Genomic DNA, 23,013 nt, shown 5'->3' with positions numbered 1-23,013 from the left:
GCCGATCCGGCCGCGATTTGCGCAGGCGCGCAGCCACGGCGTTGACGCTGGCGTCAGTCAACGATTTGTTAAGCTCTCTGGCCTGCTCGCGAATCTTGTGTTCCCTGCATGCCTTTCTCGCTGGAAATCCTGCTTGCGCTGCCATTTGTGATGGCGGCCGCCACTGCGCTGCTCTGGCGCACCTCCCGTTCGATCACTGCGTGGTTGGCTGCGGCCGCGCCGTTGGGCGGGCTGGTCATCCTGGCGACGCTCACACCGGCCGTATTGCGCGGTGAGGTGATCGGCAGCCAGTACGCATGGTTGCCGCAGATCGGCCTGATGTTCTCGTTGCGGCTCGATGGCCTGGCGTGGATGTTCGCGTTACTGGTGCTGGGCATCGGTGCGCTGGTGGTGATGTATGCGCATTACTACCTGAGTGCACGCGACAGCGCATCGCGTTTCTTCGCCTATCTCATGCTGTTCATGGGCGCGATGCTCGGCATGGTGCTGTCGGGCAATCTGCTGTTGCTGATGGTGTTCTGGGAACTCACCAGCATCAGCTCGTTCCTGTTGATCGGCTTCTGGTCGCACCGCAAGGATGCGCGCGAAGGCGCGCGCATGGCCTTCGTGCTGACGGCCGGTGGCGGCCTGGCCCTGCTCGGCGGCATCCTGATGATCGGCCGCATCGTCGGCAGTTTCCAGCTGGATGCGGTGCTGGCGGCCGGCGATCTGATTCGCGCCAGTCCGTTGTATCCGTATGCACTGGGGTTGGTGCTGCTGGGCATCTTCACCAAGAGCGCGCAGTTCCCGTTCCACTTCTGGTTGCCGCACGCGATGGCGGCGCCGACGCCGGTGTCGGCGTACCTGCATTCGGCCACGATGGTGAAGGCCGGCGTGTTCCTGCTGGCGCGCCTGCATCCTGCCCTGGCCGGCACCGACCTGTTCTTCTACACGGTCACCAGCATCGGTGCGATCACGCTGTTGCTCGGCGCATGGCACGCGATCTTCCAGCACGATCTCAAGGGCGTGCTGGCGTACTCGACCATCTCGCATCTGGGCCTGATCACCATGCTGTTCGGCCTGTCCACGCCGATGGCGGTGGTCGCCGGCGTGTTCCACATCCTCAACCATGCGGTGTTCAAGGCCTCGTTGTTCATGGCCGCCGGCATCATCGACCACGAGACCGGCACGCGCGACATGCGCAAGCTGGGCAACCTGCGCCGCCTGATGCCGGTCACCAGCGTGCTGGCGATCACCGCCTCGCTGGCGATGGCCGGCGTTCCGCTGCTCAACGGCTTTTTGTCCAAGGAAATGTTCTTTGCCGTGGCGCTGGAAACCGATGCGCCGCAGACGATGCGGGTATTGGCCAGCATCGCCGCACTGCTGGCCGGCCTGCTCGGCGTGGCCTACAGCCTGCGCTTCGTGCACGACACCTTCTTCGGCCAGGGCCCACGCGATCTGGACACCACTCCGCACGAGCCGCCGCGCTGGATGCGGATTCCGGTGGATGTGCTGGTGCTGATCTGCGTGGCCGTGGGCATCGTGCCGGCCTGGACCATCGCGCCGGTGCTGCGCGCCGGTGCCAGCGCCATCCTGGGCGAGCGCCTGCCCGACTACAGCCTGGCGCTGTGGCATGGCTGGAACTGGCCGCTGGCGATGAGCATCGCCGGCATGGTGGGCGGCACCCTGTTGTACATGGCGCTGCGCCGCACGCTGGACATGTACGCGATCCAGAACCGCTCGCCCGGCAAGGCGCTGTTCAACTGGAACCTGCGCGCGCTGTTTGCCGGTACCGTGCGCATGACCGATGCGGTCACCAACGGCAACCTGCAACGCATGCTGATGCTGCTGGTGCTGAGCGCTGTCGTGGTGGCGCTGGTGCCGTTCCTGCAGGGCGGCGCATTGCCGGCTTGGCCCGCGCCCACCCCGCTGCCGCTGCTGGGCTGGACGATCTGGCTGCTGATGATCGCCTGCGCCCTGGGCAGCCTGTTCCTGTACAAGCAGCGCCTGCTCGCAGTGCTGGTGCTGGGTGGCACCGGCCTGGCGGTCAGCATGACCTTCGTGTTCCTGTCGGCACCGGATCTTGCGTTGACCCAGTTGCTGGTGGAGATGGTCACGCTGGTGCTGATGCTGCTGGCGATGAATTACCTGCCCGAGCGCTCGCTGCCCGAGCCCGCGCGCCTGCGCAAGCTCCGCGATGCCGGCATCGCCGTCGTCGGTGGTGCCGGGCTTGCCGCATTGGCCTATACCTTGATGACCCAGCCCAGCCACACGGTTGCCGGCGAGCTGCTGCAGCGTGCGCTGCCGGAAGCCTACGGGCGCAACGTGGTCAACGTGATCCTGGTGGATTTCCGCGGCTTCGATACCTTCGGCGAGATCACCGTGTTCGCGATCGCCGGGCTGGTGGTGCACGCGCTGCTGCGGCGCTCGCGGATGGCGCCGGAGCGCAGCATGCCCGGGCCGCCGATCAAGTTGCCGGTGCCGGCCGATCTGGCGCAGATCATGTTCCCGCTGACGCTGACGGTGTCCTTGTTCCTGTTCCTGCGCGGCCATAACGCGCCCGGTGGCGGCTTCATCGCCGGGCTGGTGCTGGCGGTGCCGTTGCTGATGCAGTACGTGATCCAGGGTGCCGCGTCGGTGGAATCGCGCTTCGGCTTCGACTACATCCGCCTGATCGGCATCGGCCTGCTGTGCGCGCTGGTCAGCGGTGCCGGTGCGCTGGTGTTCGGCATGCCGTTCCTGAGCAGCGGGCATCTGGAGATTCCGTTGCCGCTGCTGGGCGATCTGGAACTGGCCAGCGCGCTGGGCTTCGATGTCGGCGTGTATCTGGTGGTGTTCGGTGCGGCGATGTTGATGCTGTCGATGATGGGCACGATCAAACCCTCGCGCACGCGCAGCTCGCAGCGCGGCGAGATCGACCCCACCCAACGTTCGACACGCACCGCGGAGCAGCATTGATGGAACTGGCAGTGGCAAGCGCGATTGGCGTCCTCACCGCATTGGCGATCTACCTGTTGCTGCGCGCACGCAGCTTCGACGTGATCCTGGGGATGACCTTCCTGTCGTACGCGACCAACCTGCTGATCTTCGCCGGTGGGCGGCTGCGCAGCGGCCAGGCGCCGGTGCTGCGCGAGGGCGTGCCCGCCGACCTGATGCACTACACCGACCCGTTGCCGCAGGCGCTGGTGCTGACCGCGATCGTGATCGCCTTCGCGATGACCGCGGTGAGCCTGGTGCTGGCGATCCGCAGCCGCAGCGACAACGGCAGCGATCATGTGGATGCGCATGAAGACGCCACCACCGGCGTGGACACGCGCGAGGCCCGGCGATGAACCATCTGCTGATCCTGCCGATCCTGATCCCGATGCTGGGCGCGTCGGCGTCGCTGTTCGTCGAACACCGACGCTATGGGCCGCGCGTGCAGCGCACGGTGGCATGGGCGAGCATGGCCTTGCTGGCCGCAGCGGTCATCGCCTTGTTCGCGCGCGCCGCCGAAGGCCAGGTGCTGGTGTACCTGCTCGGCGACTGGCCGGCGCGCATCGGCATCGTGCTGATGGGCGACCGCCTGTCGGCGTGGATGCTGTTGACCACCCTGATCCTGGGCGCGGCCTGCCTGCTGCATGCCTGCGCCGGCTGGGACCGGCGCGCGCCACATTTCCATGCACTGTTCCAGTTCCAGTTGATGGGCTTGAACGGCGCGTTCCTGACCGGCGACATCTTCAACCTGTTCGTGTTCTTCGAAGTGATGCTGATCGCCTCCTACGGCCTGCTGCTCAGCGGCGGGCGCGGGCTGCAGATGCGTGTGGGCCTGCATTACGTGGTGTTCAACGTGTGCGCGTCGACCCTGTTCCTGATCGCGCTGGGCCTGCTGTTCGGCGTGTTCGGCACCTTGAACATGGCCGAGCTGTCGCAACGCATCGCCGCGTTGCCGGCGCAGGACCTGCCGCTGGCCAAGGCCAGCCTGGGCCTGTTGCTGCTGGTGTTCTGCAGCAAGGCCGCGTTGCTGCCGCTGTACCTGTGGTTGCCGGAGACCTATTCGCGCGCGCCGGCGGCGGTGGCGGCGTTGTTTGCCATCATGACCAAGGTCGGGCTGTACGCGACGCTGCGGGTGTCGGCGCTGTGGTTCGGCGCCGGTGCCGGCGCGCTGCAGGGCTTCGGCCGCCACGCATTGCTGTGGCTGGGCATCGCCACGCTGCTGATGGCCGCGTTCGGGGTGATGGCCGCATCGCGGCTGCGGGTGATGGTGTCGTATCTGGTGGTGTTCTCGGCGGCGACGTTGTTCATCGCCTTCTCGCTGGACGATGCCGGCGCGTTGGGTGCGGGCCTGTACTACCTGCCGCATAGCAGCTTCGTGGCTGCGGCGTTGTTCATGGTGTCGGACCTGATCCGGCGTCGCCGCGGCAGCGCCAGCGACCGCAAGGAAGTGGTCGCGCCACTGCCGCGGCGCGGGATCCCCGGCGCGATGTTCATGGTCGCCGCGGTCGCGGTCGCCGGGCTGCCGCCGTTGTCCGGCTTCCTGGCCAAGGCCGCGTTGCTGCAGCACGTGCCCGAAGGCCTGGTCGGGCCAGTGTGGTTCGCCATCCTGGGCAGCAGCCTGCTGGTGGTGATCGGCCTGACGCGTGCCGGCGTGCGCCTGTTCTGGCGCGTGCCCGAAGCGGTGCAGGACGTTCCCGAGCTGCAGCCGCAACGGCGTGCACGCATGCGCCCGGTGGAAACCGCCGCCACGCTGCTATTGCTGAGCGGGCTGGTGGCGATGACGGCAGGTGCCGGCCCGTTGATGCGCTACACCGACGCGGCCGGCGTGCAGTTGCGCGATCCCGGCGCCTACGTCGAGCAGGTCCGCGCCACCACGCCGCAGCGGAGGCAGCCATGAGCACGCGCCTGCCGCTGCGCAGCCGGCTGCTGCCCTCGCCGTCGCTGAGCGTGACGGTCTTCATTTTCTGGCTGTTGCTCAGCGACAGCTTCGGGCCGCAGCAATGGGTGCTGGGCTTGTTGCTGGGCTGGGTGGTGCCGATCTTTGCGGCGCGCCTGGACCGCGAGTTCGCCCGCATCGGTTCGCTGCGTTCGGTGCCGCGCATGTTGCTGGTGGCCGCCGGCGACATCGTGCGCTCCAACATCAAGGTGGCCGGCCAGGTGCTCGGCCCGGAGTCGCGCATCCACCCCGGTTTCATCTGGGTGCCGCTGGATATCGCCAACATCCACGGCATCGCCGCGCTGACCAGCATGATCACGCTCACTCCCGGCACAGTGTCGGCGGCGCTCTCGGACGACCGCAAGTATCTGCTGGTGCACGTGCTGCACCTGGACGACCCGGACGCCTTGATCGCCGAGATCAAGACCCGCTACGAGAAGCCCCTGATGGAGATCTTTCCATGACCGGCCACATGTTCATCGAATCGACCATCGTCATCTGCATGCACACGGTAGGCCTGGCCATGCTGATGGCGCTGTGGCGCCTGCTGCGCGGCCCGAGCGTGCCCGATCGCATCCTGGCGCTGGACACCCTGTCCATCACCGCCATCGCCGAGCTGATGCTGCTGGGCATGTACCTGGACTCGCCGATCTACTTCGAGGCCGCGCTGGTGATCGCGATGCTGGGCTTCGGCAGCACCGTGGTGCTGAGCAAGTTCGTGTTGCGTCGGGACATCGTCGAATGATTGCGCTGACCGAATATCTGCTCAGCGCGCTGTTGCTGGTCGGCACCTTCTTCATCCTGATCGGCGCGCTCGGCCTGGTGAAGCTGTCGGATTTTTTCAAGCGCCTGCATGCGCCGACCAAGGCCAGCACCCTGGGGGTGGGCTGCGTGCTGCTGGCATCGGTCGGCTATCACCTGTTCCTGGGTGTGGACCCGCAACCGCGCGAGTTGCTGATCACCGTGTTCCTGTTCATCACCGCACCGATCAGCGCCCATCTGATGGCCAAGGCCGCGCTGTCGCTGATGATGGAAAACCGCCCGGAAGTACCCAACCATGGCGAGATGAAGAAGGAAGGCCTGCCCACACCGCAGACGCAAGGCGATGTGGGCGAAAACGCGGAAACCGCCAAACAGCACGCCGAGCCGGACAAGGATCCGCGCTGAGCTGCGCAGCTGCTTCGAGATCCCTGCCCGGATGGTCTCGACACGTTGTTCTACGCGCATGCTACCAATCGACTATGCGCGCGCACGCTGCGCTGCCGGAAGCCGCTTGCGCCGCCGATGCGGCGCAGCGGCGGCCGTGACGGATCAGCCGCAGCCTTCCACATAATCCACTTGCGGCGGCTGCCCGACCCGCCAGCTGCTGACCTTGCCGTCGGCATCGGTCTCGAACACCAATGCGGACCGGGTGGCCGCATCGGCCATGCGCAGGGTGAACGCGCCGGGGACGTATTTGTGCGGCTGTTCGGTCAGACCTGCCGGATACAGCGCGCGCAGCTGCGCCAGCGTCATGCCGACCTTGCCGCCGCCCGGGGCGAGCTCCTTGGGTTCGTTGGTCTGATAACGCACAAGGCGATCGCCTTCGAACATGAAACCGAAGCGGCGTGCATCCTCGGCCCACTGCGGCCGTAGCAGATAGCAGCCGCCGTCTGTCGCCGGTTCGCCGCGCAGGTCGCCGCCCCAGGCAGCGCGCGCCTGCGCTGCATCCATGCCCAGGCGCAGATCGCCGTACCCATCCAGGCGCGCGAGCGCAGCCGGCTGCTGGCGCAGTTGCGGCGGAAACGTGCCGGCCGGCGCAGTGGCCGGCGGAACCTCCCCGGCTGGCTGGTCGTTGGCGGCTGCCACCGGCGCGGGTGCCGCGTCGGGCGCGGCCGTGGTGGCGTCCTCGGCACGGTTGCAGCCGGTCAGCAACAGCAATGCGCCCATCAAACCGAGCAATCTGGTGGTCATGCATGCATTCCTTACGGGTCCGCTACAGCGTACACAGCCCACATCGCGACGATGTGCAGAACGCGCTGGCGTTGCCTCGTGCCGATGTCATCGGCGCTTCATTGGCGGCGGGCAAGCTGGGTGCCTCGCAGGACCGCCGCCATGACCCCTCGCAAGACCGAGCTCGCCCTTACCGCGCTGCAATCGCACCGCAGTCCACTCACCTTGCTGCAGCGACGCGCGCTGATCCTGGCCGACGGCCAGCGCGATCTGGCAACGCTCGCCGTGCTGCTGGGCGGCGACGGCGCCGCGCTGGTGCATGCGCTCTGCGCGATGGGCTATCTGGAGTTCGGCACGCAGGCAGGGAGTGCGACACGCACTGCCCAGGCGTCTGATTCCTCGCCGGCAGGCGTGCCAGGTACCCACGTGACGCCGCCAGCTGCACCACCGAGCGAAGAAGACCTGCAGCGCCAGCGCCGTCGCGCGGCCACCAACGCGCGGCTGTACCTGCTCGACATCCTGCAACTGCAACGCGACCCGGTGGCCGCCGCGCTGCATCGGCAACTGCAGGCCGCGCGCGCCGAAGACGCCATCGGCGCTGCCATTGCCGACGCGCTACGCGCCTTGCCGCAGATCACCTCGGCAAGCTATGCCGAGCGCGTACGTGCCCGGATTGGCGAGCTGTTGCCGGATGCGCTGCAGGCGGCTTGAGCGGACAACCGGAACCCTCGATCCGGCACCTGCGACCTCTGACTGCCGTAGCGCCTGATCAGCACATTCGCCCAACTGCCTGAGTTACTGCGCATCCTCTGAGCCGGGCGCCTGAAACGCCGCGCGCAATCCGGACCAGCACTGCTGATAGTCGCCCTGCCGGTGCGCGGCCTGCAAGGCCTGCTGGGTGGGGCGCAGCACCGCACGCGTTTCGAACATAAAGGCCATGGTGTCGGCGATCACATCCGGGCGCGTCAGGTCCGCATGCGAGGCCTTGTCGAAGGTCGCCGCATCCGGGCCATGCCCGCTCATGCAGTTGTGCAGCGAGGCACCACCCGGCGCGAAGCCGTCGGCCTTGGCGTCGTAGACCCCGTGCACCAGCCCCATGAACTCGCTGGCCACGTTGCGATGGAACCACGGCGGGCGGAAGGTGTGCTGCGCCACCAACCAGCGCGGCGGGAAGATCGCAAAATCCATGTTCGCCGTGCCATGCGTGTCGCTGGGCGAGGTCAGCACGGTGAAGATGCTCGGATCCGGATGATCGAAGCTGATCGAGCCGATGGTGTTGAAGCGGCGCAGATCGTAGCGATACGGCGCGTAGTTGCCATGCCAGGCCACCACGTCCAGCGGCGAGTGGCCGATGTCCGCACGCCATAGATGGCCCTGGAATTTGGCCACCAGCTCAAACGCACCTTCGCGCTGTTCGTAGGCCGCATGCGGCGTTTCGAAGTCGCGCGCATTGGCCAGCCCGTTGGAGCCGATCGGCCCCAGGTCGGGCAGCCGCAGCAATGCGCCGAAGTTTTCGCAGACATAGCCGCGCGCCTCGCCATCGGGCAGCTCGACGCGGAAACGCACACCGCGCGGTATCACCCCGATCTGCTGCGGCTCCAGCTCCAGCACACCGAGCTCGCTATGGATGCGCAGGCGGCCCAGTTGCGGCACCAGCAACAGCTCGCCATCGGCATCGTAGAAGAAGCGATCGTGCATCGATGCGTTCGCCGCATACAGATGCACGGCGACACCCGACATCGCCTCCGGCCCGCCGTTGCCGGCCATGGTGTAGAGACCGTCGACGAAATCGGTTGGCGTGGACGGCAGCGGCAATGGGCTCCAGCGCAGTTGATCCGGCGGCACCGGGCCGCGCCCGAAATCGTTGTGGAGCTGCGACTGTTCGACCAGGGAGAAGCTGCCATGCACGGCCGCCGGGCGGATGCGGTACAGCCAGCTGCGCCGGTTCTCGCTACGTGGCGCGGTGAACGCGGTGCCGGACAACTGTTCGGCATACAACCCGTGCGCCACACGCTGCGGCGAGTTCTGCCCCACCGGCAAGGTACCGGCCACCGCCTCGGTCGCAAACGCGTTGCCGAAACCGGTCATGTAGTGCTGGTTGTTATGCATGGCATGCATCCGGATCTTGGCCCTCCCTTCCCGGATGCAGAAGGTTGGGATTGAATTGAATCAGGCCGCTTTCCTACCGTAGAAGAGCTAAGCCTGGCGGATTAAGCCCCCTCTCCTCGCGGGGAGAGGGGGCTTTAACGACGTGCGTCTTCGTTGCTTTGTGTCGTCGGCAAAATACCTTGCCTGAGCGCGCTTGATTGCGACCACTTGCCGCCCGCTTCGTTGGATCTGTACCGGAACTACATCCGACGTGACGGGCAGCCAGGCTGGACATCGCAACACTTTGCACCACTCAAACCCGCACCGACCCAGTTAACCGCACCAACCACAAATCCCGAATCCCGAACAGCGAATCCCCAATCCCCGCCGTCAAAGCACCCCACGCTTCATCTGGTCGCGCTCGATGCTCTCGAACAGCGCCTGGAAATTGCCTTCGCCGAAGCCCTCGTTGCCCTTGCGCTGGATGATCTCGAAGAAGATCGGGCCGATGCAGTTCTGGGTGAAGATCTGCAGCAGCTTGCGCTGCTTGGTGTCCACGTCGGCATCGATCAGGATCTTGTTGCGGCGCAGGCGTTCGACATCCTCGCCGTGGTCGGGGATGCGCAGGTCCACCACATCGAAATAGGTGTCCGGCGTATCCAGGAATGTCACACCGGCCTCGCGCATCTTTTCCACCGAGCTGTAGATGTCGTCGGTGAAGCAGGCGATGTGCTGGATGCCTTCGCCGTGGTAGGCGTCCAGATACTCGTTGATCTGGCTCTTGGGGTCGGAGGACTCGTTGAGCGGAATGCGCACGATGCCGTCCGGTGCGGTCATCGCCTTGGACACCAGGCCGGTCTTGGCGCCCTTGATGTCGAAGTAGCGGATCTCGCGGAAGTTGAACAGGCGCTCGTAATAGTCCGACCAACGCTGCATGTTGCCGAAGTACAGGTTGTGGGTCAGGTGGTCGATGAAGGTCAGCCCGAAGCCGGCCGGGTGCTGGTCGGCGCCTTCGATCGGCTCGTAGTCGGCGTCGTAGATGCTGCCCGCATCGCCGTAGCGGTCGACCAGATACAGCATGCAGTCGCCGATGCCCTTGACCACCGGGGCCGGCACGGCGCGGGTGTCGGCCTTGTCCTGCACCGCTTCGCCGCCGTTGCCCAGCACGGTCTGCAGCACCGTCTCGGCCGGGGTGCGGAAGCGGATCGCAAAGCCGCAGGCGCTCGGGCCGTGCGCGGCGGCAAAATCGGCGGCAAACGAATCGGGCTCTTCGTTGAGCAGGAAGTTGACCCCGCCCTGGCGATAGACGGTAATGGCACGGCTGCGGTGGCGCAGCACCGCGCTGAAGCCCATCTTGCGGAAATAGTCGTGCAGCTGCGCCGCCTGGTCGGCCGGCGCGGCGAATTCGACGAATTCGAACCCGTCGATCCCCATCGGATTGTCGAAGGTGGTGACCTGCATGCCCAGGTTCGGGCGGGTTGCGGTACTGCTCGGTTGTGCGCTCATCGTCGTTTCTCCACGCTAGGCCGTCCGCAGGGCTATGCGGGGTGGCAGAAGACCCGCGAGAATGCGCAGGCCACCCAAGGTTTGTAGTTGCAAATGAAACCAAAATCAAGACACAGCGCAACATGAGCGATCTCGACGCCCCCACCCCGCCGCCACATCCTGTGCTGCTCAACCTCGAGCAGTTCCTGCCGTATCGCCTGAGCGTGCTGTCCAACCGCATCAGCAGCAACATCGCCAAGGTCTACGGCGATCGTTACGGCATGGCGATCCCCGAGTGGCGGGTGATCACCATCCTGGCGCTGTATCCGGGTTCCTCGGCCAGCGAGGTCTCCGACCGCACCGCGATGGATAAAGTTGCAGTCAGCCGCGCCGTGGCGCGCCTGCTGGAGCGCGGCTTCATCCGCCGCGAAACCCATGGCGACGACCGCCGCCGCTCGATGCTGGCACTGTCGCCGGCCGGCCGCCAGGTCTACGAGACCGTCGCCCCGCTGGTCAACGAGATGGAACAGCGGCTGATGTCGGTGTTCAGTGCCGAGGAGCAGCAGGTCCTGGAAAAGCTGATCGACCGGCTGGCCAAGGACGGGCTGCCGCGCATGGCCGGCAAGGACTGATAAAAAACCCCCGCAGTGCGGGGGTTTTTGCATGCCACGGCAACGACGGATCAGGCCTGCGGCGGCGCCCACTGCTTGAGGAAGTCGAACAGCTTCCGGCGGTCGAAACGCTCGCCCTTGCGCAGGTCCGGGCCGGTCTGGGTGGTCAGCAGCTTGCCGTCGTTGTCCAGCACCAGCAGCGATGGATAGTCGTTGAGCTGGGCGAACTGCGACAGGAACGCGGCATTCTCGTTGGCCGCATCGCGATTGACCTTGACCACCACGAAGTGCGCGTCGCGGAAGCTGCGCAGCTCCGCATCGCCGCCCATCAGTTCGTCCAGCGCCTTGCACGGCTCGCAGGCCGCATTGCCGACATTGAGCACAATGCGCTTGCCGCCGCGCTTGGCCTCGACCTTGGCGGTCTCCAGATCGGCGGCCGGATCGCGCGAAGGGTCGTACTGCGCATTGAGTGCCGCCGCCGCGGCGATGTCCGCCGCGGTGGGCGTATTGCCCGAGGACACCGGCTGGCTGGGATCGGCGCTGGGCGGCTTCTGCATCGAGGTATCCAGCGGCCGTGGCGCCTCCTGTTGCTCGGTGGGCTGCCCGCAGGCGCTCAACAGACCTGCCAGCAGCAGGCCACAGACAGTGGGTTTGATCGGCATCGCTGTTCTCCTCACTTCACACCATGCATCAGTTTGTTGATCAACGGCGCGATCAGGAACAACACCGCGCCAGCGCCCAAGAGCGCCCAAAATCCGAAGGTATACCCGCTCAGGGCCGAAGACACGCTCATCCCTTCGCTTCCGCTGACATGCCCGGCAAAAATGCCCGACAGGTTGTTGCCGATGCCGGTGGACAGGAACCAGCCGCCCATTCCGAAACCGACCAGGCGCACTGGCGCCAGCTTGGTCACCATCGACAGGCCGATCGGCGACAGGCACAGCTCGCCCACCGACTGGATCACGTACACCATGAACAAGGTCCAGAACGGCACCTTGCCAGCATCGTTGACCAGGCTCGACAGTGCAAACATCAGCAGCAGGAACGCCAGGCCGTTGAACAGCAGGCCCAAGCCGAACTTGCGCGGAATCGATGGGTTGAAGCGGCCGGCCTTGACCCAGATCCAGGCGATGACCGGCGCCAGCGTGATGATGGCAATCGAGTTCACCGACTGGAACCAGGCGGTCGGGAAGGTCCAGTCGCCGAAACCGCGGTCGACGATGTTGTCGGCCAGGAAGGTGAACGAGCTGCCGGCCTGTTCGAAGAACATCCAGAACAGCACGTTGAAGGCGAAGATGATCAGCATTGCGATCACCTTGTCGCGCTGCACCTTGCCTTCGCGGATGCCTTCGACCAGCAGCATCACCGACAGGCCGACGAACAACACGGTCAGCACGATCTGCAGCACGTCCGCACCGACGGCGAGCAGGAAGTACACCACCGGGATGGCCAGCACGCAGCCGACCAGCACCATCAGCACGCGGCCGATGCCCTGCGCGTTCGGCGCCGGTGCACCGATGCCCTTGAGCTGCGCGCGGCCGATCCAGAACCACACCAGGCTGATCAGCATGCCCACGCCGGAGGCCATGAACACCATCTTGTAGGACGGCATGGCGTCGGTGCCGAACACCTTTTCGGCCAGCAGCTGGGTCAGCACCGGCGAGATCATCGCGCCGAGGTTGATGCCCATGTAGAAGATGGTGAAGCCGCTGTCGCGGCGCGGATCGGCCACCGAGTACAGCTTGCCGACCATGGTGGAGATGTTCGGTTTGAACAGACCGTTGCCCACCACCACGGTGGCCAGGCCGATCTCGAACATGGTGTGGTCGGGAATGGCGATCAGGAACAGGCCGGTGGCCATGACGGCCGCACCGACCAGGATCGAGCGTTGGTAGCCGAGCACGCGGTCGGCCACGTAGCCGCCGAAGATCGCTGCCGCATACACCAGCGCCAGATAGGCGCCATAGGTGCGTCCGGCCGGCGCCTGGCCGGTGGCATCGCCGTTGAAGAACTGCGCCACGATGTACAGCACCAGCGCCCAACGAATGCCATAGAACGCGAAGCGTTCCCAGAATTCGGTCATGAACAGCATCCACAGCGGCCGGGGATGACCGAGCAGCGTGGGGAACTCGGGTGGTGCCGGCGGCGGCGGGGTGGCGGCGGAAGTCGGCGCGGTAGCGTCAACGCTCATGGAATGTCCCTTGCGTATTCAGTAATGGCTGGGTGCCCGGAGCGTACCCCGGGAGACGCGCGAGGATCACTTAGACGTCATGTACGCGTCAAATTCGCAGGACTCGCCGGCCTGATGGCGGCCACTCTGCGGGGATGACGCCCGTAGCGACCCGCTCAGCCCTTTTCAGGCTCACCGCGGCCACCACCCGCCGGCTCACGACCTTCCACGCCCACCGAGGTGCGCACGTCGAACAGCTCCGGGAAGAACGTCAGCGCCAGCGCCTGCTGCAGAAAGCCCACGCCGCTGGACCCGCCGGTGCCGCGCTTGAAGCCGATCACCCGCATCACCGTGCGCATATGGCGGAAGCGCCAGAGCTGGAACTGGGTTTCCACATCGACCAGGTCCTCGCACAGCGAGTACTCGCGCCAGTAGCGGTCGGTGTTTTCGTAGATGCGCTCGAACACCGGGCGCAGGCTGTCGTCGGCCACATGCGCGCAGGTCCAGTCGCGGGCCTGGTATTGCGGCGGAATCGCATGGCCGAAGCGCGCCAGGTAGCGCAGGAACTCCTCGTACAGGCTGGGCGCTTCCAGCACCTCGCGCAGCCGCGCCTGCCCCTGCGGGTCGTACGCGAACACCTGCAGCATCTGCGGGTTCTTGTTGCCGAGCAGGAACTCGATATAGCGGTATTGCAGCGACTGGAAGCCGGACGAGGGGCCCAGCACGTCGCGGAATCCCATGTACTCGCTCGGCGTCAGCGTCTCCAGCACCGACCACTGTTCGGTGAGCTGGCGCAGCACCTGCTTGCTGCGCGCCAGCACCTTGCGGCACTGCCAGACCTGGTCGTTCTGCAGGTGCACCATCGCCGCGCGCAGCTCGTGCGCCAGCAGTTTCAGCCACAGCTCGGAGGTCTGGTGCTGGATGATGAACAGCATCTCGTCGTGGTGCGCCGGTTCGGACAGGGGCTGCTGCGCCGACAGCAACTGGTCCAGCCGCAGATAGCCGCCGTAGGTCAGCCGCCCCTCCAGATCGGTGTGGATGCCGGGTTCCAGGTCACGCAGATTCTTGTCGACGGGCATGGCGGTGCAGGTGGATCGGGCCGGTCAGGGTAGCTCAGTGGCGGGGATTGGGGATTAGAGGAATCGGGATTCGGGATTCGGGAATCGGGAGGCAGGAGTTGCAGCGCGCGGCCTTGATGTATGTCGCGGCAGCGTCCGGTTTGCCTGGGTGGCCTGCCTGCTTGGCAGCCTGACGATGTCGTGACGTACGCGACCGGTACTTCACACTTGAAAAATGCTGCAGCGGCTGCGCGCGCGCGCAGCCGCTGCGCCGGTGTCACCGTATCGTCAACCAAGGTCTGCAAATTCATGCAGAATCGAACGGCGCTGCCGGCCAGGGACGTGGCCGGACCAGGGGAGCGCTTCACGTCTCATGGATCAGGGGACTCTCATCTCATGCATGTGTTGCAGCGTCGTGCAGCCTTACTTCTCTGTGCGCTGGCGGTTGCCGGCCACGCCAATGCCCAGGTCGTCATCAGCCAGGTCTACGGCGGTGGCGGCAACAGCGGTGCCACCTTCCGCAGCGACTTCGTCGAGCTGCACAACATCGGCAGCACCACGGTCAGCCTGGACGGCTGGTCGGTGCAATACGCCTCGGCTGCCGGCAGCAGCTGGCAGGTCACGCCGTTGGCAGGCAGCGTTCCGGCCGGCGGCTATTACCTGGTCAAGCAGGCCGATGGCAGCGGCGGCAGCGTCGCGCTGCCCACGCCCGACGCCACCGGCACCATCGCGATGGGCGGCGGCGCCGGCAAGGTGGCGCTGAGCAACAGCGCCTCCGCGTTGAGCGGCGCCTGCCCCACCGGCAATGCCGACCTGGTCGGCTATGGCAGCACCGCCAGCTGCGCCGAAGGCAATGCGCCCACGCCGGCGCCCAGCAATACGCTGGCAGTGCTGCGCGGCGGCGATGGTTGCACCGACACCGACAACAACGCGGCCGATTTCGCCACCGGCGCGCCGGCGCCGCGCAACGCCGCCAGCCCCGCACGGCTGTGCAGCGGCGGCGGCCAGCCGATCGCCACGCTGGCCGACGTCAGCCAGGCCGAAGGCAACAGCGGCAGCCGCAGTTTCGTGTTCACGCTGAGCCTGAGCCAGCCGGCCGGCGCAGGCGGGGTGAGCTTCACCGCCGCCACCGCCGATGGCACGGCCACGGCCGGCAGCGACTATGTCGCCCTGCCCGCCTCCAGCGTCCGCATCGCCGCCGGCGAGCGTAGCGCCAGCATCACCGTGGAGGTGCTGGGCGACACCACGCCCGAACCCGACGAGACCTTCGCGCTGCAGATCAGCGGCCTCACCGGCGCGTTGCCGGCCACGCTGAGCGCCACCGGCACCATCCTCAACGACGACTTCAGCCTGCTGCCGATCCACGCCATCCAGGGCAAGGGCGCACGCTCGCCGCTGGAAGGCCAGGTGGTCGCCACCTCGGGCATCGTCACTGCCCGTCGCAGCGCCGGCTTCTTCCTGCAGGCACCGGATGCCGAAACCGATGGCGATCCGGCCACCTCCGAAGGCGTCTACGTCTACACCGGCAGCGCACCGCCGGATGCCGCTGCCATCGGCAACCGGGTGCGCGTGCAGGGCACGGTGCTCGAGTACGTGCCCACCGCCGACCCGACCCAGCCGCCGCTGACCGAGATCGGCGGCAGCCTGACCGTGCTGCTGGATTCCACCGGCAACCCGTTGCCGATGCCGGTGGCGTTGAGCGCGAACTTCCCCAACCCGAACGGCGCCTTTGATCAGCTCGAAGCGCTGGAAGGCATGCGTGTCACCGCCGCCAGCCTCACCGTCAATGCCCCCACCGGCGGCAGCGTCAACGAGACCAACGCCAGCGCCACCAGCAATGGCGTGTTCCATGCGGTGGTCACCGGCCTGCCGCGCGCCTTTCGCGAGCCCGGCGTGCAGTTGCCCGACCCGCTGCCGGCTGGCTCGCCTGCCGGCGTGCCGCGCTGGAACACCAACCCGGAAGTGATCGCCGTCGGCAGTGCCGGCGTGGGCGCCGAACGGCTGGATCTGGCCTCCGGCTGCGTCGTGCTGGATGTCACCGGCCCGCTGGATTACAGCTTCCGCCGCTACACGCTGTATCCGGAACGCACCCCGCAGGTGAACTGCAACGGTGCCGACCAACCGCGCCCGGCACCGGTACCGCAGGCCGACGACGTGGCCGTGGCGACCTACAACATGGAGCGCTTCTTCGACGACCAGAACGACCCGGCGATCGGCGAGCCGGTGCTCACTCCGGCCGCGTTCCAGGCCCGCCTCAACAAGGCCTCGCTGGCGATCCGCAACTACCTGCACACGCCCGACATCCTGGGCACGGTGGAGGTGGAAAACATCAGCGTGCTGCAGACCCTGGCTGCGCGCATCAACGCCGATGCCATCGCCTCCGGCCAGCCCAACCCGCAGTACGTGGCCTACCTGCAGGAAGGCAATGACGTCGGCGGCATCGACGTCGGTTTCCTGGTCAAGACCGGTACGGTGTCGGCCGGCATGCCGCGCGTGGAAGTGGTGTCCATCGCCCAGGAAGGCAAGACCACCACCTGGACCGAACCGGGCGGTGGCGTGAGCCTGCTCAACGATCGCCCGCCGCTGGTGCTTACCGCCAGAGTGCATCAGGCCGATGGCCGCGTGCTGCCGCTGACCGCCATCGTGGTGCATCAACGCTCGCTCAACGGCGCCGAGACCGACGATGCCGCAGGCACCCGCATCCGCGCCAAACGCCAGGCCCAGGCCGAGTACCTGGCGCGCCTGCTGCAGACGCGCCAGCAGCTCGACCCGGCCGAGCAGGTGCTGGTGATGGGCGACTTCAACGCCTTCGAGTTCAACGACGGCTATGTGGATGCGATGGGCACCGTCACCGGCAGGCCGGCACCGGATGCGCAGACCGTGGTGAGCGGCGATGGCGCGGACCTGGTCAACCCGGACTACACCGATCTGACCTGGTTCAACACGCCCGACCAGAGCTACTCGTACGCCTTCGACGGCAACGTGCAGTCGCTGGATCACATCCTGGCCAACGAGGCGCTGATGCGCGCACCGGGCATCGCCTCGCTGTCGGTGGGCCACGCACGCATCAATGCCGACTTCCCCGGCACCGCGCGCAACGATGCCAATACGCCCACGCGCCTGTCCGACCACGACCCCACCGTGGTGCTGCTGCGCATGGCGCCCGCGTTGCGTGCCGACCTGGGGGCGATGGTCACTGCGGCACGCGCACAGGTCACCGAAGGCGAGCGCATCGACTTCAGTGTGGAGGTGGAGAACCGCGGGCCCGACAGCGCGGCGTTTGCCGCGGTGGCACTGGCCTTCGATGCCGCGGTCAGCCCGCGGGTCACCGCGGCACCGGGCTGGAGTTGCCAAGCGCCGGAAACCGCGACCCAGACGGTGGTCACCTGCACCATCGCCTCGCTGGCATCCGGTAACGCACAGCGCTTTGCCGTGCAGGTCGACGCTGGCGCGGAACTGGCAGGGCGCACGCTGACCCTGGCCGCTTCGGTCGCCTCGCAAACGCCCGACCCGCAGCCGGACAACAACACCGACACCGCCGCAGTCAGCGTGCAGCCAGTGCTGCGCAGCGATCTGGCAGTGCGCCTGGAAGGCCCCGCCACGCTGCCCACCACCGCCTTCAACGCCACCTACCGGGTGTTGCTGGACAACCGCGGCAACGCAGCGGCCACCGGTGCCAGCGTGCGGATCGAAGGCAACACGGTGTCGGCCTTGTCGCTGCTGGTGCCGCCCAGCGGCTGGCGTTGTGCCAAGCAACTGCAGTCGTTGCGCAACGCAGTGTTTGTCTGCAGCACCGCCGCCGCAGTGCAGCCGGGCGCGCAGGCCGTGTTCCAGCTCACCGTCGCGGCGAAGCCGATCCCGGCCGAACGCGCGGTGCGGGTGCAGGCCAGCGCCAGCTCGACCTCGCCCGATGCCAACCCGGCCGACAACACGGCGCTGATCGTCACCCCGATCGGTGGAGGCGCCAGCCGCCGCTGATTGCAGTGCAACACGTCGCAGTTCTGTACTGCGACAAAGGGCGCGGCCTGGTCCGCGCCCTTTTTTTTGTGCAAGCCAGCATCATTGTGTGCTGCGGTGCAGGACAGCTTTTTGCTGCGTGGTCCTTAACATCGCAACTCATATCATTTGAAACTTCTTGGTGAAGGTGTCGCCGCAATGAGCGTAGCCGCGCAGTTCGAGATCGAATACCTGCAATACATGGATGCGGACGGCCAGATCGTCCGCGACGACCTGCCGGCCGACGCCGCCAACCCGCAACAGTTGATCGCGCTGTTCAAGCGCATGCTGTTCGTGCGCACCTTCGACAGCAAGTCGGTCGCGCTGCAGCGCACCGGCAAGTTGGGCACCTATGCGGCCTGCCTCGGCCACGAAGCCACCCATGTGGGCATCGGCGCATCGATGCGCAGCGGCGATGTGTTCGCGCCCAGCTATCGCGAGTACGGCACCATGTTCGAACGCGGCGTGCGCCCGCGCGACGTGCTGCTGTACTGGGGCGGCGACGAACGCGGCAGCGACTATCCGCGCGATGCCGATGCGGCGATCGACTTCCCGATCTGCGTGCCGATCTCCACCCAGTGCCTGCACGCGGCCGGTTCGGCGCTGTCGTTCAAGCTGCAGGGCAAGCCGCAGGTCGCTGTGGCCTGCTGCGGCGATGGCGGCAGCTCCAAGACCGACTTCTACGCCGCGCTCAATTCGGCCGGTGCCTACAAGCTGCCGCTGATCCTGTGCGTGATCAACAACGGCTGGGCGATCTCGGTGCCGCGCTCGGCGCAGACCGGCGCGCAGACGCTGGCGCAGAAGGGCCTGGCCGGCGGCCTGCATTGCCTGCAGGTGGACGGCAACGACCTGATCGCGGTGCTCGAGGCGATGCGCCAGGCGCGTGCGCGTGCACTGGCCGGCGACGGCGGCACGGTGATCGAATTCCTGACCTACCGCCTGTCCGATCACACCACCGCCGACGATGCGCGGCGCTACCGCGGCGAAGAAGAGGTCAAGCAGGGCTGGGCGCGCGAGCCGCTGCTGCGGCTGCGCCGTTATCTCACCGCGCAGGGCCTGTGGGACGAGGCGCAGGAAACCGCCTGGAAGGCCGAATGCGGCGCGCGCGTGGACGAAGAGGTCAACGCCTACCTCAACACGCCGGTACAGCCGGTCGAAGCGATGTTCGATTACCTCTATGGCGACCCGCCGGCCGAGTTGCTGGCCCAGCGCGCCGAGGTGATGGCGCAGGAGGCCCGCCATGGATGAGCTCAACCAGTCACACCTGGCTGCGACACAGCAGCAGGCCAGTGCCCCTTACAACGCCGCAGCCACGCGCGGAGAGATCGCCATGAGTTCGCCCATTACCCTGATCGAAGCCATCACCCAGGCGCTGGCCTGGGAGCTGGAACACGACCCCGCGGTGCTGGTGCTGGGCGAGGATGTCGGCGTCAACGGCGGCGTGTTCCGCGCCACCGCCGGCCTGCAGCAGCGCTTCGGCAGCGAGCGGGTGCTGGACACGCCGCTGGATGAAACCACCATCGCCGGCCTGAGCGTCGGCTTGGCCGCGCAGGGCATGAAGCCGGTGGCCGAAGCGCAATTCGACGGCTTCGTGTACCCCATGGTCGATCACCTGATCTGCCACGCCGCACGCCTGCGCAACCGCACCCGCGGCCGCCTGCATTGCCCGATGGTGCTGCGCGTGCCGTGGGGCGGCGGCATCCGCGCGCCGGAACATCACAGCGAAGCCAACGAGGCCATCTTCACCAACGTGCCCGGCCTGCGTGTGGTGTTGCCATCCTCGCCGCAGCGCGCCTATGGCCTGTTGCTGGCCGCGATCCGCGACCCGGATCCGGTGATCTACATGGAGCCCAAGCGCATCTACCGCCAGTACAAGGAAGTGGTCGCCAACGATGGAGAGGCGCTGCCGCTGGACGTGTGCTTCGTGCTGCGCGACGGCACCGACGTCACCCTGGTCACCTGGGGTGCGCAGGTCAAGGAAGCGCTGGAAGCGGCCGACAAGCTCGCCGGCGAAGGCATCAGCGCCGAGGTCATCGACGTGGCCACGCTGCGCCCGCTGGACTTCGACACCATTGCCGAATCGGTAGCCAAGACCGGCCGCTGCGTGATCGTGCAGGAAGCCCCGCGCACCGCCGGCTTCGGTGCGGAGATCGCCGCACAGCTGGCGGAAAAATCGATGTACGACCTGCTCGCACCGGTCGAACGCGTCACCGGCTACGACACGCATATCCCGCTGTTCCGGCTGGAAATGAAGTACCTGCCGAGCGTGGAGCGCATCGTCACCGCTGCCCGTCGCGCGGTGGCCGCCGGCTGACATGCGCGCCCGTCTGCTCTGCGATTACCGCGCCGCGTACGCCAACCCGATCCGCTTCCGTGCTGGCCAGCAGGTGACCATCGGCGTGCGCGATGAGGAATGGCCGGCCTTCGCCTGGGTCAACACCGGCGACGGCCATGCCGGCTGGGCCCCGGTGGCCTGGCTGCGCCCGCTGGGCGACGGCCAGGCCGAAGCCCTGCGCGACTACGACGCACGCGAACTCGATGCCCACCAGGGCGAGGACGTGCTGCTGCATTACGAACATGGTGGTTGGTGGTGGTCCGAGCGTGCCGATGGCATGCAGGGCTGGCTGCCGGCCGCCGACCTCGAACTCCTCGACGACACCACGCCGCCGCTGCCTGCGGCGCAAGAGAACCTGCCATGAGCGAAGCCAAGAATTTCCACCTGCCCGACCTGGGCGAAGGCCTGCCCGACGCCACCATCGTCGAATGGTTCGTCAAGGAGGGCGACAGCGTCCGCCTGGACGATCCGCTGGTCTCGATGGAGACCGCCAAGGCGGTGGTCGAGGTGCCCTCGCCGTTTTCCGGCACCGTGACCAAGCTCGCCGGTGCCGCCGGCGACATTATCGTCACCGGTGCGATGCTGGCGCAGTTCGCGCTGGACGCCTCGCAGCCGCAGCGCGCCGATGGTCAGGACACCGGGCACTCGCATGGCCCCGCACCCACGCACACGCCCAGCACCGGCGACAGCGCGGCCGGCCCGACCGCGCGCGTGGTCGCCTCCGACAACGGCGGCGAGATTGCCGACGCCGATTCCAGTGGCGGGAGCGAGCGTGACGACGCCGGTACCGTGGTCGGTGCGATGCAGAGCTCCAACGCGGTGCAGAGCGAACAGGCAATCGCCGTGGGCGGCGTGCGCGCAATGCCGGCCGTGCGCGCGCTGGCGCGCAAGCTGCGCGTGGACCTAGCGCAGATCCGTGCGAGCGGCCCCGATGGCACGGTGACGATGGCCGATGTGAAGCAGGCCGCCGCGGCCGGCAGCGCGCCGCTGTCTGCAGCGCGCGCGAGTGCCTCGGTCACGCCGAGCAACGGCAGCAACGCGCCAGCAGCCGCGCCGCACGCCGCCGCCGGCACGCACTCGGCAACCAGCGCAGCCGGCAACGCACAACCACGTGCAGCGCTGTCTGCCAGCGGCAAACCGATGCGTACCCAGTCGCCCGGCGTGGTCGCCAAAGGCCAGCCGGAACAGCTCAAGGGCGTGCGCCGCAACATGGCGCGCGTGATGGCCGATGCGCACAGCAAGGTGGTGCCGACCACGCTCAACGACGATGCCGACATCCACGCCTGGCAGCCCGGCAACGATGTCACCGTGCGGCTGGTACGCGGCATCGTGCGGGCGTGCCAAGCGGTTCCAGCGCTCAATGCCTGGTTCGACGGCGAGGCACTCAGCCGCACCCTGCACACGCAGGTGGATATCGGCATTGCAGTGGATACCGAAGAAGGCCTGTTCGTGCCCGCATTGCGCAATGCCGACATGCTCGACGCGCACGGCATTCGCGAGGGCGTCAACCGGCTGCGCCAGCAGGTGGAAAACCGCAGCATCGCCGCCTCCGAGCTCAGTGGCTACACCATCTCGCTGTCCAACTTCGGCATGTTCGCCGGCCGCTACGCCACCCCGGTGGTGGTGCCGCCATGCGTGGCCATCGTCGCCGCCGGCCGCGCACGCTACCAGCTCACTCCGGTGATGGGCGGGGTGGAAACCCACAAGGTGATGCCGCTGTCGCTGACCTTCGACCACCGCGCCGCCACCGGCGGCGAAGCCGCGCGTTTCCTGCGCGCACTGCTGGACGATCTGGCGCTGGCCAACTGACGCACGGATAGCAGAACGGCCGCGCCCACCGCTCGTTGGGCGCGGCGCGCCTTGTCGCATCCGTCCACACGCGACCGGACCCACGGTTGCGATGAACTCGCCGTTCGCGGAATCCCTGGCGGCATGGAGGCCGCGGTGGAGCCTTTATTGCCCCGGATTCCGTGTCTTGCCGGCTTGAACATTGCGGATAGATCACTCGTAGAGCGGCTGACCTGCGGCCTGGCTGCAGGGCCCTTGCCCGCCCACCATCGCGGGACACGCCGCAAGTACGTCCGTGTAGGCTCTTACGCGGCATCCATGCCGCGTAAGTTCCCGCGACGGTGAGCGGGCAAGGACCAGTCGAGAGAGTCGGTGTGCATGGTTGCAAGCAGGGCATGATGCGGCGTGTGGATTACTGCGCATCCGATCAGTTGCCAATGCCAGGTTTGGCTGCGGGGCCCTTGCCCGCCCACCATCGCAGGACACGCCGCAAGTACATCCTTGTAGGCTCTTACGCGGCATCCATGTCGCGTGAGGTTCCGCGACGGTGGGCGGGCAAGGACCAGTCGAAATGGTCGGTGTGCGCGGTACAAGCAGCGCATGAGGTAGGTTGTTTCTCTAGCAAGGCCAATCGGTTGCCCAAGACGAGCCGAGCAACA

General features: G+C 67.0%; 19 protein-coding genes. 13 read left to right on the top strand and 6 right to left on the bottom strand.

Going from position 1 to position 23,013, the window contains the following annotated elements; all coding sequences use genetic code 11:
* Positions 1 to 108: 108 nt before the first annotated feature.
* Genes AC1KVE_RS05160 through AC1KVE_RS05135 form a run of 6 tightly spaced genes read left to right on the top strand, consistent with a single transcriptional unit; the run spans position 109 to position 6,058 of the window.
* Positions 109 to 2,937: a monovalent cation/H+ antiporter subunit A gene (locus tag AC1KVE_RS05160; RefSeq protein ID WP_054592407.1), complete on the top strand. Its 2,829-nt coding sequence runs from the start codon at positions 109 to 111 to the stop codon at positions 2,935 to 2,937.
* Positions 2,937 to 3,311, top strand: a complete 375-nt coding sequence (locus tag AC1KVE_RS05155) for a Na+/H+ antiporter subunit C (RefSeq protein ID WP_016901335.1) — start codon at positions 2,937 to 2,939, stop codon at positions 3,309 to 3,311. The genes AC1KVE_RS05160 and AC1KVE_RS05155 overlap by 1 nt, the downstream gene beginning before the upstream one ends.
* A complete protein-coding gene (locus AC1KVE_RS05150; RefSeq protein WP_024938212.1) occupies positions 3,308 to 4,852 on the top strand; it encodes a monovalent cation/H+ antiporter subunit D in 1,545 nt (514 codons plus the stop codon). Before AC1KVE_RS05155 ends, AC1KVE_RS05150 begins: the two co-directional genes overlap by 4 nt.
* On the top strand, positions 4,849 to 5,355 hold the full coding sequence (locus AC1KVE_RS05145; RefSeq protein WP_047127937.1) for a Na+/H+ antiporter subunit E: 507 nt from the start codon (positions 4,849 to 4,851) through the stop codon (positions 5,353 to 5,355). The genes AC1KVE_RS05150 and AC1KVE_RS05145 overlap by 4 nt, the downstream gene beginning before the upstream one ends.
* Entirely contained in the window at positions 5,352 to 5,636 is a 285-nt protein-coding gene (locus tag AC1KVE_RS05140) for a K+/H+ antiporter subunit F (RefSeq protein WP_046345450.1), read from the top strand. The genes AC1KVE_RS05145 and AC1KVE_RS05140 overlap by 4 nt, the downstream gene beginning before the upstream one ends.
* Complete coding sequence (locus AC1KVE_RS05135; RefSeq protein WP_047127936.1) at positions 5,633 to 6,058, top strand: Na+/H+ antiporter subunit G; 426 nt, start codon at positions 5,633 to 5,635, stop codon at positions 6,056 to 6,058. The genes AC1KVE_RS05140 and AC1KVE_RS05135 overlap by 4 nt, the downstream gene beginning before the upstream one ends.
* Before the next feature lie 144 nt (positions 6,059 to 6,202).
* Here AC1KVE_RS05135 and AC1KVE_RS05130 read toward each other — a convergent pair whose 3' ends face one another.
* The gene (locus AC1KVE_RS05130) at positions 6,203 to 6,820 is read right to left on the bottom strand and encodes a lectin (protein WP_102255519.1); all 618 of its coding nucleotides are present in this window, start codon (positions 6,818 to 6,820) and stop codon (positions 6,203 to 6,205) included.
* Positions 6,821 to 6,985: 165 nt separating this feature from the next.
* On the opposite strand from AC1KVE_RS05130, the gene AC1KVE_RS05125 reads away from it, so the two are divergent.
* Positions 6,986 to 7,534 (top strand): hypothetical protein, encoded by a 549-nt coding sequence (locus tag AC1KVE_RS05125; protein WP_349781074.1) that lies wholly within the window; start codon positions 6,986 to 6,988, stop codon positions 7,532 to 7,534.
* A gap of 84 nt (positions 7,535 to 7,618) precedes the next feature.
* On the opposite strand, the gene hmgA is transcribed toward AC1KVE_RS05125, so the two are convergent.
* Complete coding sequence (hmgA, locus tag AC1KVE_RS05120) at positions 7,619 to 8,932, bottom strand: homogentisate 1,2-dioxygenase (protein ID WP_102583223.1); 1,314 nt, start codon at positions 8,930 to 8,932, stop codon at positions 7,619 to 7,621.
* A gap of 369 nt (positions 8,933 to 9,301) precedes the next feature.
* Positions 9,302 to 10,417 (bottom strand): 4-hydroxyphenylpyruvate dioxygenase, encoded by a 1,116-nt coding sequence (hppD, locus tag AC1KVE_RS05115; RefSeq protein ID WP_046345445.1) that lies wholly within the window; start codon positions 10,415 to 10,417, stop codon positions 9,302 to 9,304.
* A gap of 122 nt (positions 10,418 to 10,539) precedes the next feature.
* Between hppD and AC1KVE_RS05110 the strand changes: the two genes are divergently transcribed.
* Positions 10,540 to 11,028 carry a MarR family winged helix-turn-helix transcriptional regulator gene (locus tag AC1KVE_RS05110; RefSeq protein WP_016905082.1) on the top strand — a complete coding sequence of 163 codons (489 nt, stop codon included), beginning with the start codon at positions 10,540 to 10,542 and terminating at the stop codon, positions 11,026 to 11,028.
* A 50-nt stretch (positions 11,029 to 11,078) separates the two neighbouring features.
* On the opposite strand, the gene AC1KVE_RS05105 is transcribed toward AC1KVE_RS05110, so the two are convergent.
* The 3 genes from AC1KVE_RS05105 to AC1KVE_RS05095 all read right to left on the bottom strand — a co-directional run bounded on the left by AC1KVE_RS05105 (position 11,079) and on the right by AC1KVE_RS05095 (position 14,256).
* Positions 11,079 to 11,669 (bottom strand): thioredoxin family protein, encoded by a 591-nt coding sequence (locus AC1KVE_RS05105; RefSeq protein ID WP_054592411.1) that lies wholly within the window; start codon positions 11,667 to 11,669, stop codon positions 11,079 to 11,081.
* A gap of 11 nt (positions 11,670 to 11,680) precedes the next feature.
* Positions 11,681 to 13,198 (bottom strand): peptide MFS transporter, encoded by a 1,518-nt coding sequence (locus AC1KVE_RS05100; RefSeq protein WP_184457412.1) that lies wholly within the window; start codon positions 13,196 to 13,198, stop codon positions 11,681 to 11,683.
* A 155-nt stretch (positions 13,199 to 13,353) separates the two neighbouring features.
* Complete coding sequence (locus tag AC1KVE_RS05095; protein WP_104554510.1) at positions 13,354 to 14,256, bottom strand: tryptophan 2,3-dioxygenase; 903 nt, start codon at positions 14,254 to 14,256, stop codon at positions 13,354 to 13,356.
* Positions 14,257 to 14,631: 375 nt separating this feature from the next.
* Here AC1KVE_RS05095 and AC1KVE_RS05090 point away from each other — a divergent pair, with 375 nt between their 5' ends.
* From AC1KVE_RS05090 to AC1KVE_RS05070, 5 genes are all read left to right on the top strand, one after another.
* Complete coding sequence (locus AC1KVE_RS05090) at positions 14,632 to 18,213, top strand: lamin tail domain-containing protein (protein ID WP_481092552.1); 3,582 nt, start codon at positions 14,632 to 14,634, stop codon at positions 18,211 to 18,213.
* Between the two features lie 177 nt (positions 18,214 to 18,390).
* Positions 18,391 to 19,479 (top strand): pyruvate dehydrogenase (acetyl-transferring) E1 component subunit alpha, encoded by a 1,089-nt coding sequence (gene pdhA, locus AC1KVE_RS05085; protein ID WP_184457416.1) that lies wholly within the window; start codon positions 18,391 to 18,393, stop codon positions 19,477 to 19,479.
* Complete coding sequence (locus AC1KVE_RS05080; protein ID WP_039515775.1) at positions 19,472 to 20,545, top strand: alpha-ketoacid dehydrogenase subunit beta; 1,074 nt, start codon at positions 19,472 to 19,474, stop codon at positions 20,543 to 20,545. The genes pdhA and AC1KVE_RS05080 overlap by 8 nt, the downstream gene beginning before the upstream one ends.
* Position 20,546: 1 nt before the next feature.
* Positions 20,547 to 20,930, top strand: coding sequence for an SH3 domain-containing protein (locus AC1KVE_RS05075; RefSeq protein ID WP_016901649.1), 384 nt, complete (start codon positions 20,547 to 20,549; stop codon positions 20,928 to 20,930).
* Positions 20,927 to 22,375 carry a dihydrolipoamide acetyltransferase family protein gene (locus tag AC1KVE_RS05070; protein ID WP_184457418.1) on the top strand — a complete coding sequence of 483 codons (1,449 nt, stop codon included), beginning with the start codon at positions 20,927 to 20,929 and terminating at the stop codon, positions 22,373 to 22,375. The genes AC1KVE_RS05075 and AC1KVE_RS05070 overlap by 4 nt, the downstream gene beginning before the upstream one ends.
* The last annotated feature ends 638 nt before the right edge of the window (positions 22,376 to 23,013 follow it).

The sequence above is a fragment of the Xanthomonas sp. NCPPB 2864 genome, assembly GCF_056675615.1.
Note: the sequence above shows the minus strand (reverse complement) of the source record. Positions and strands in the feature narration are given on the sequence as shown.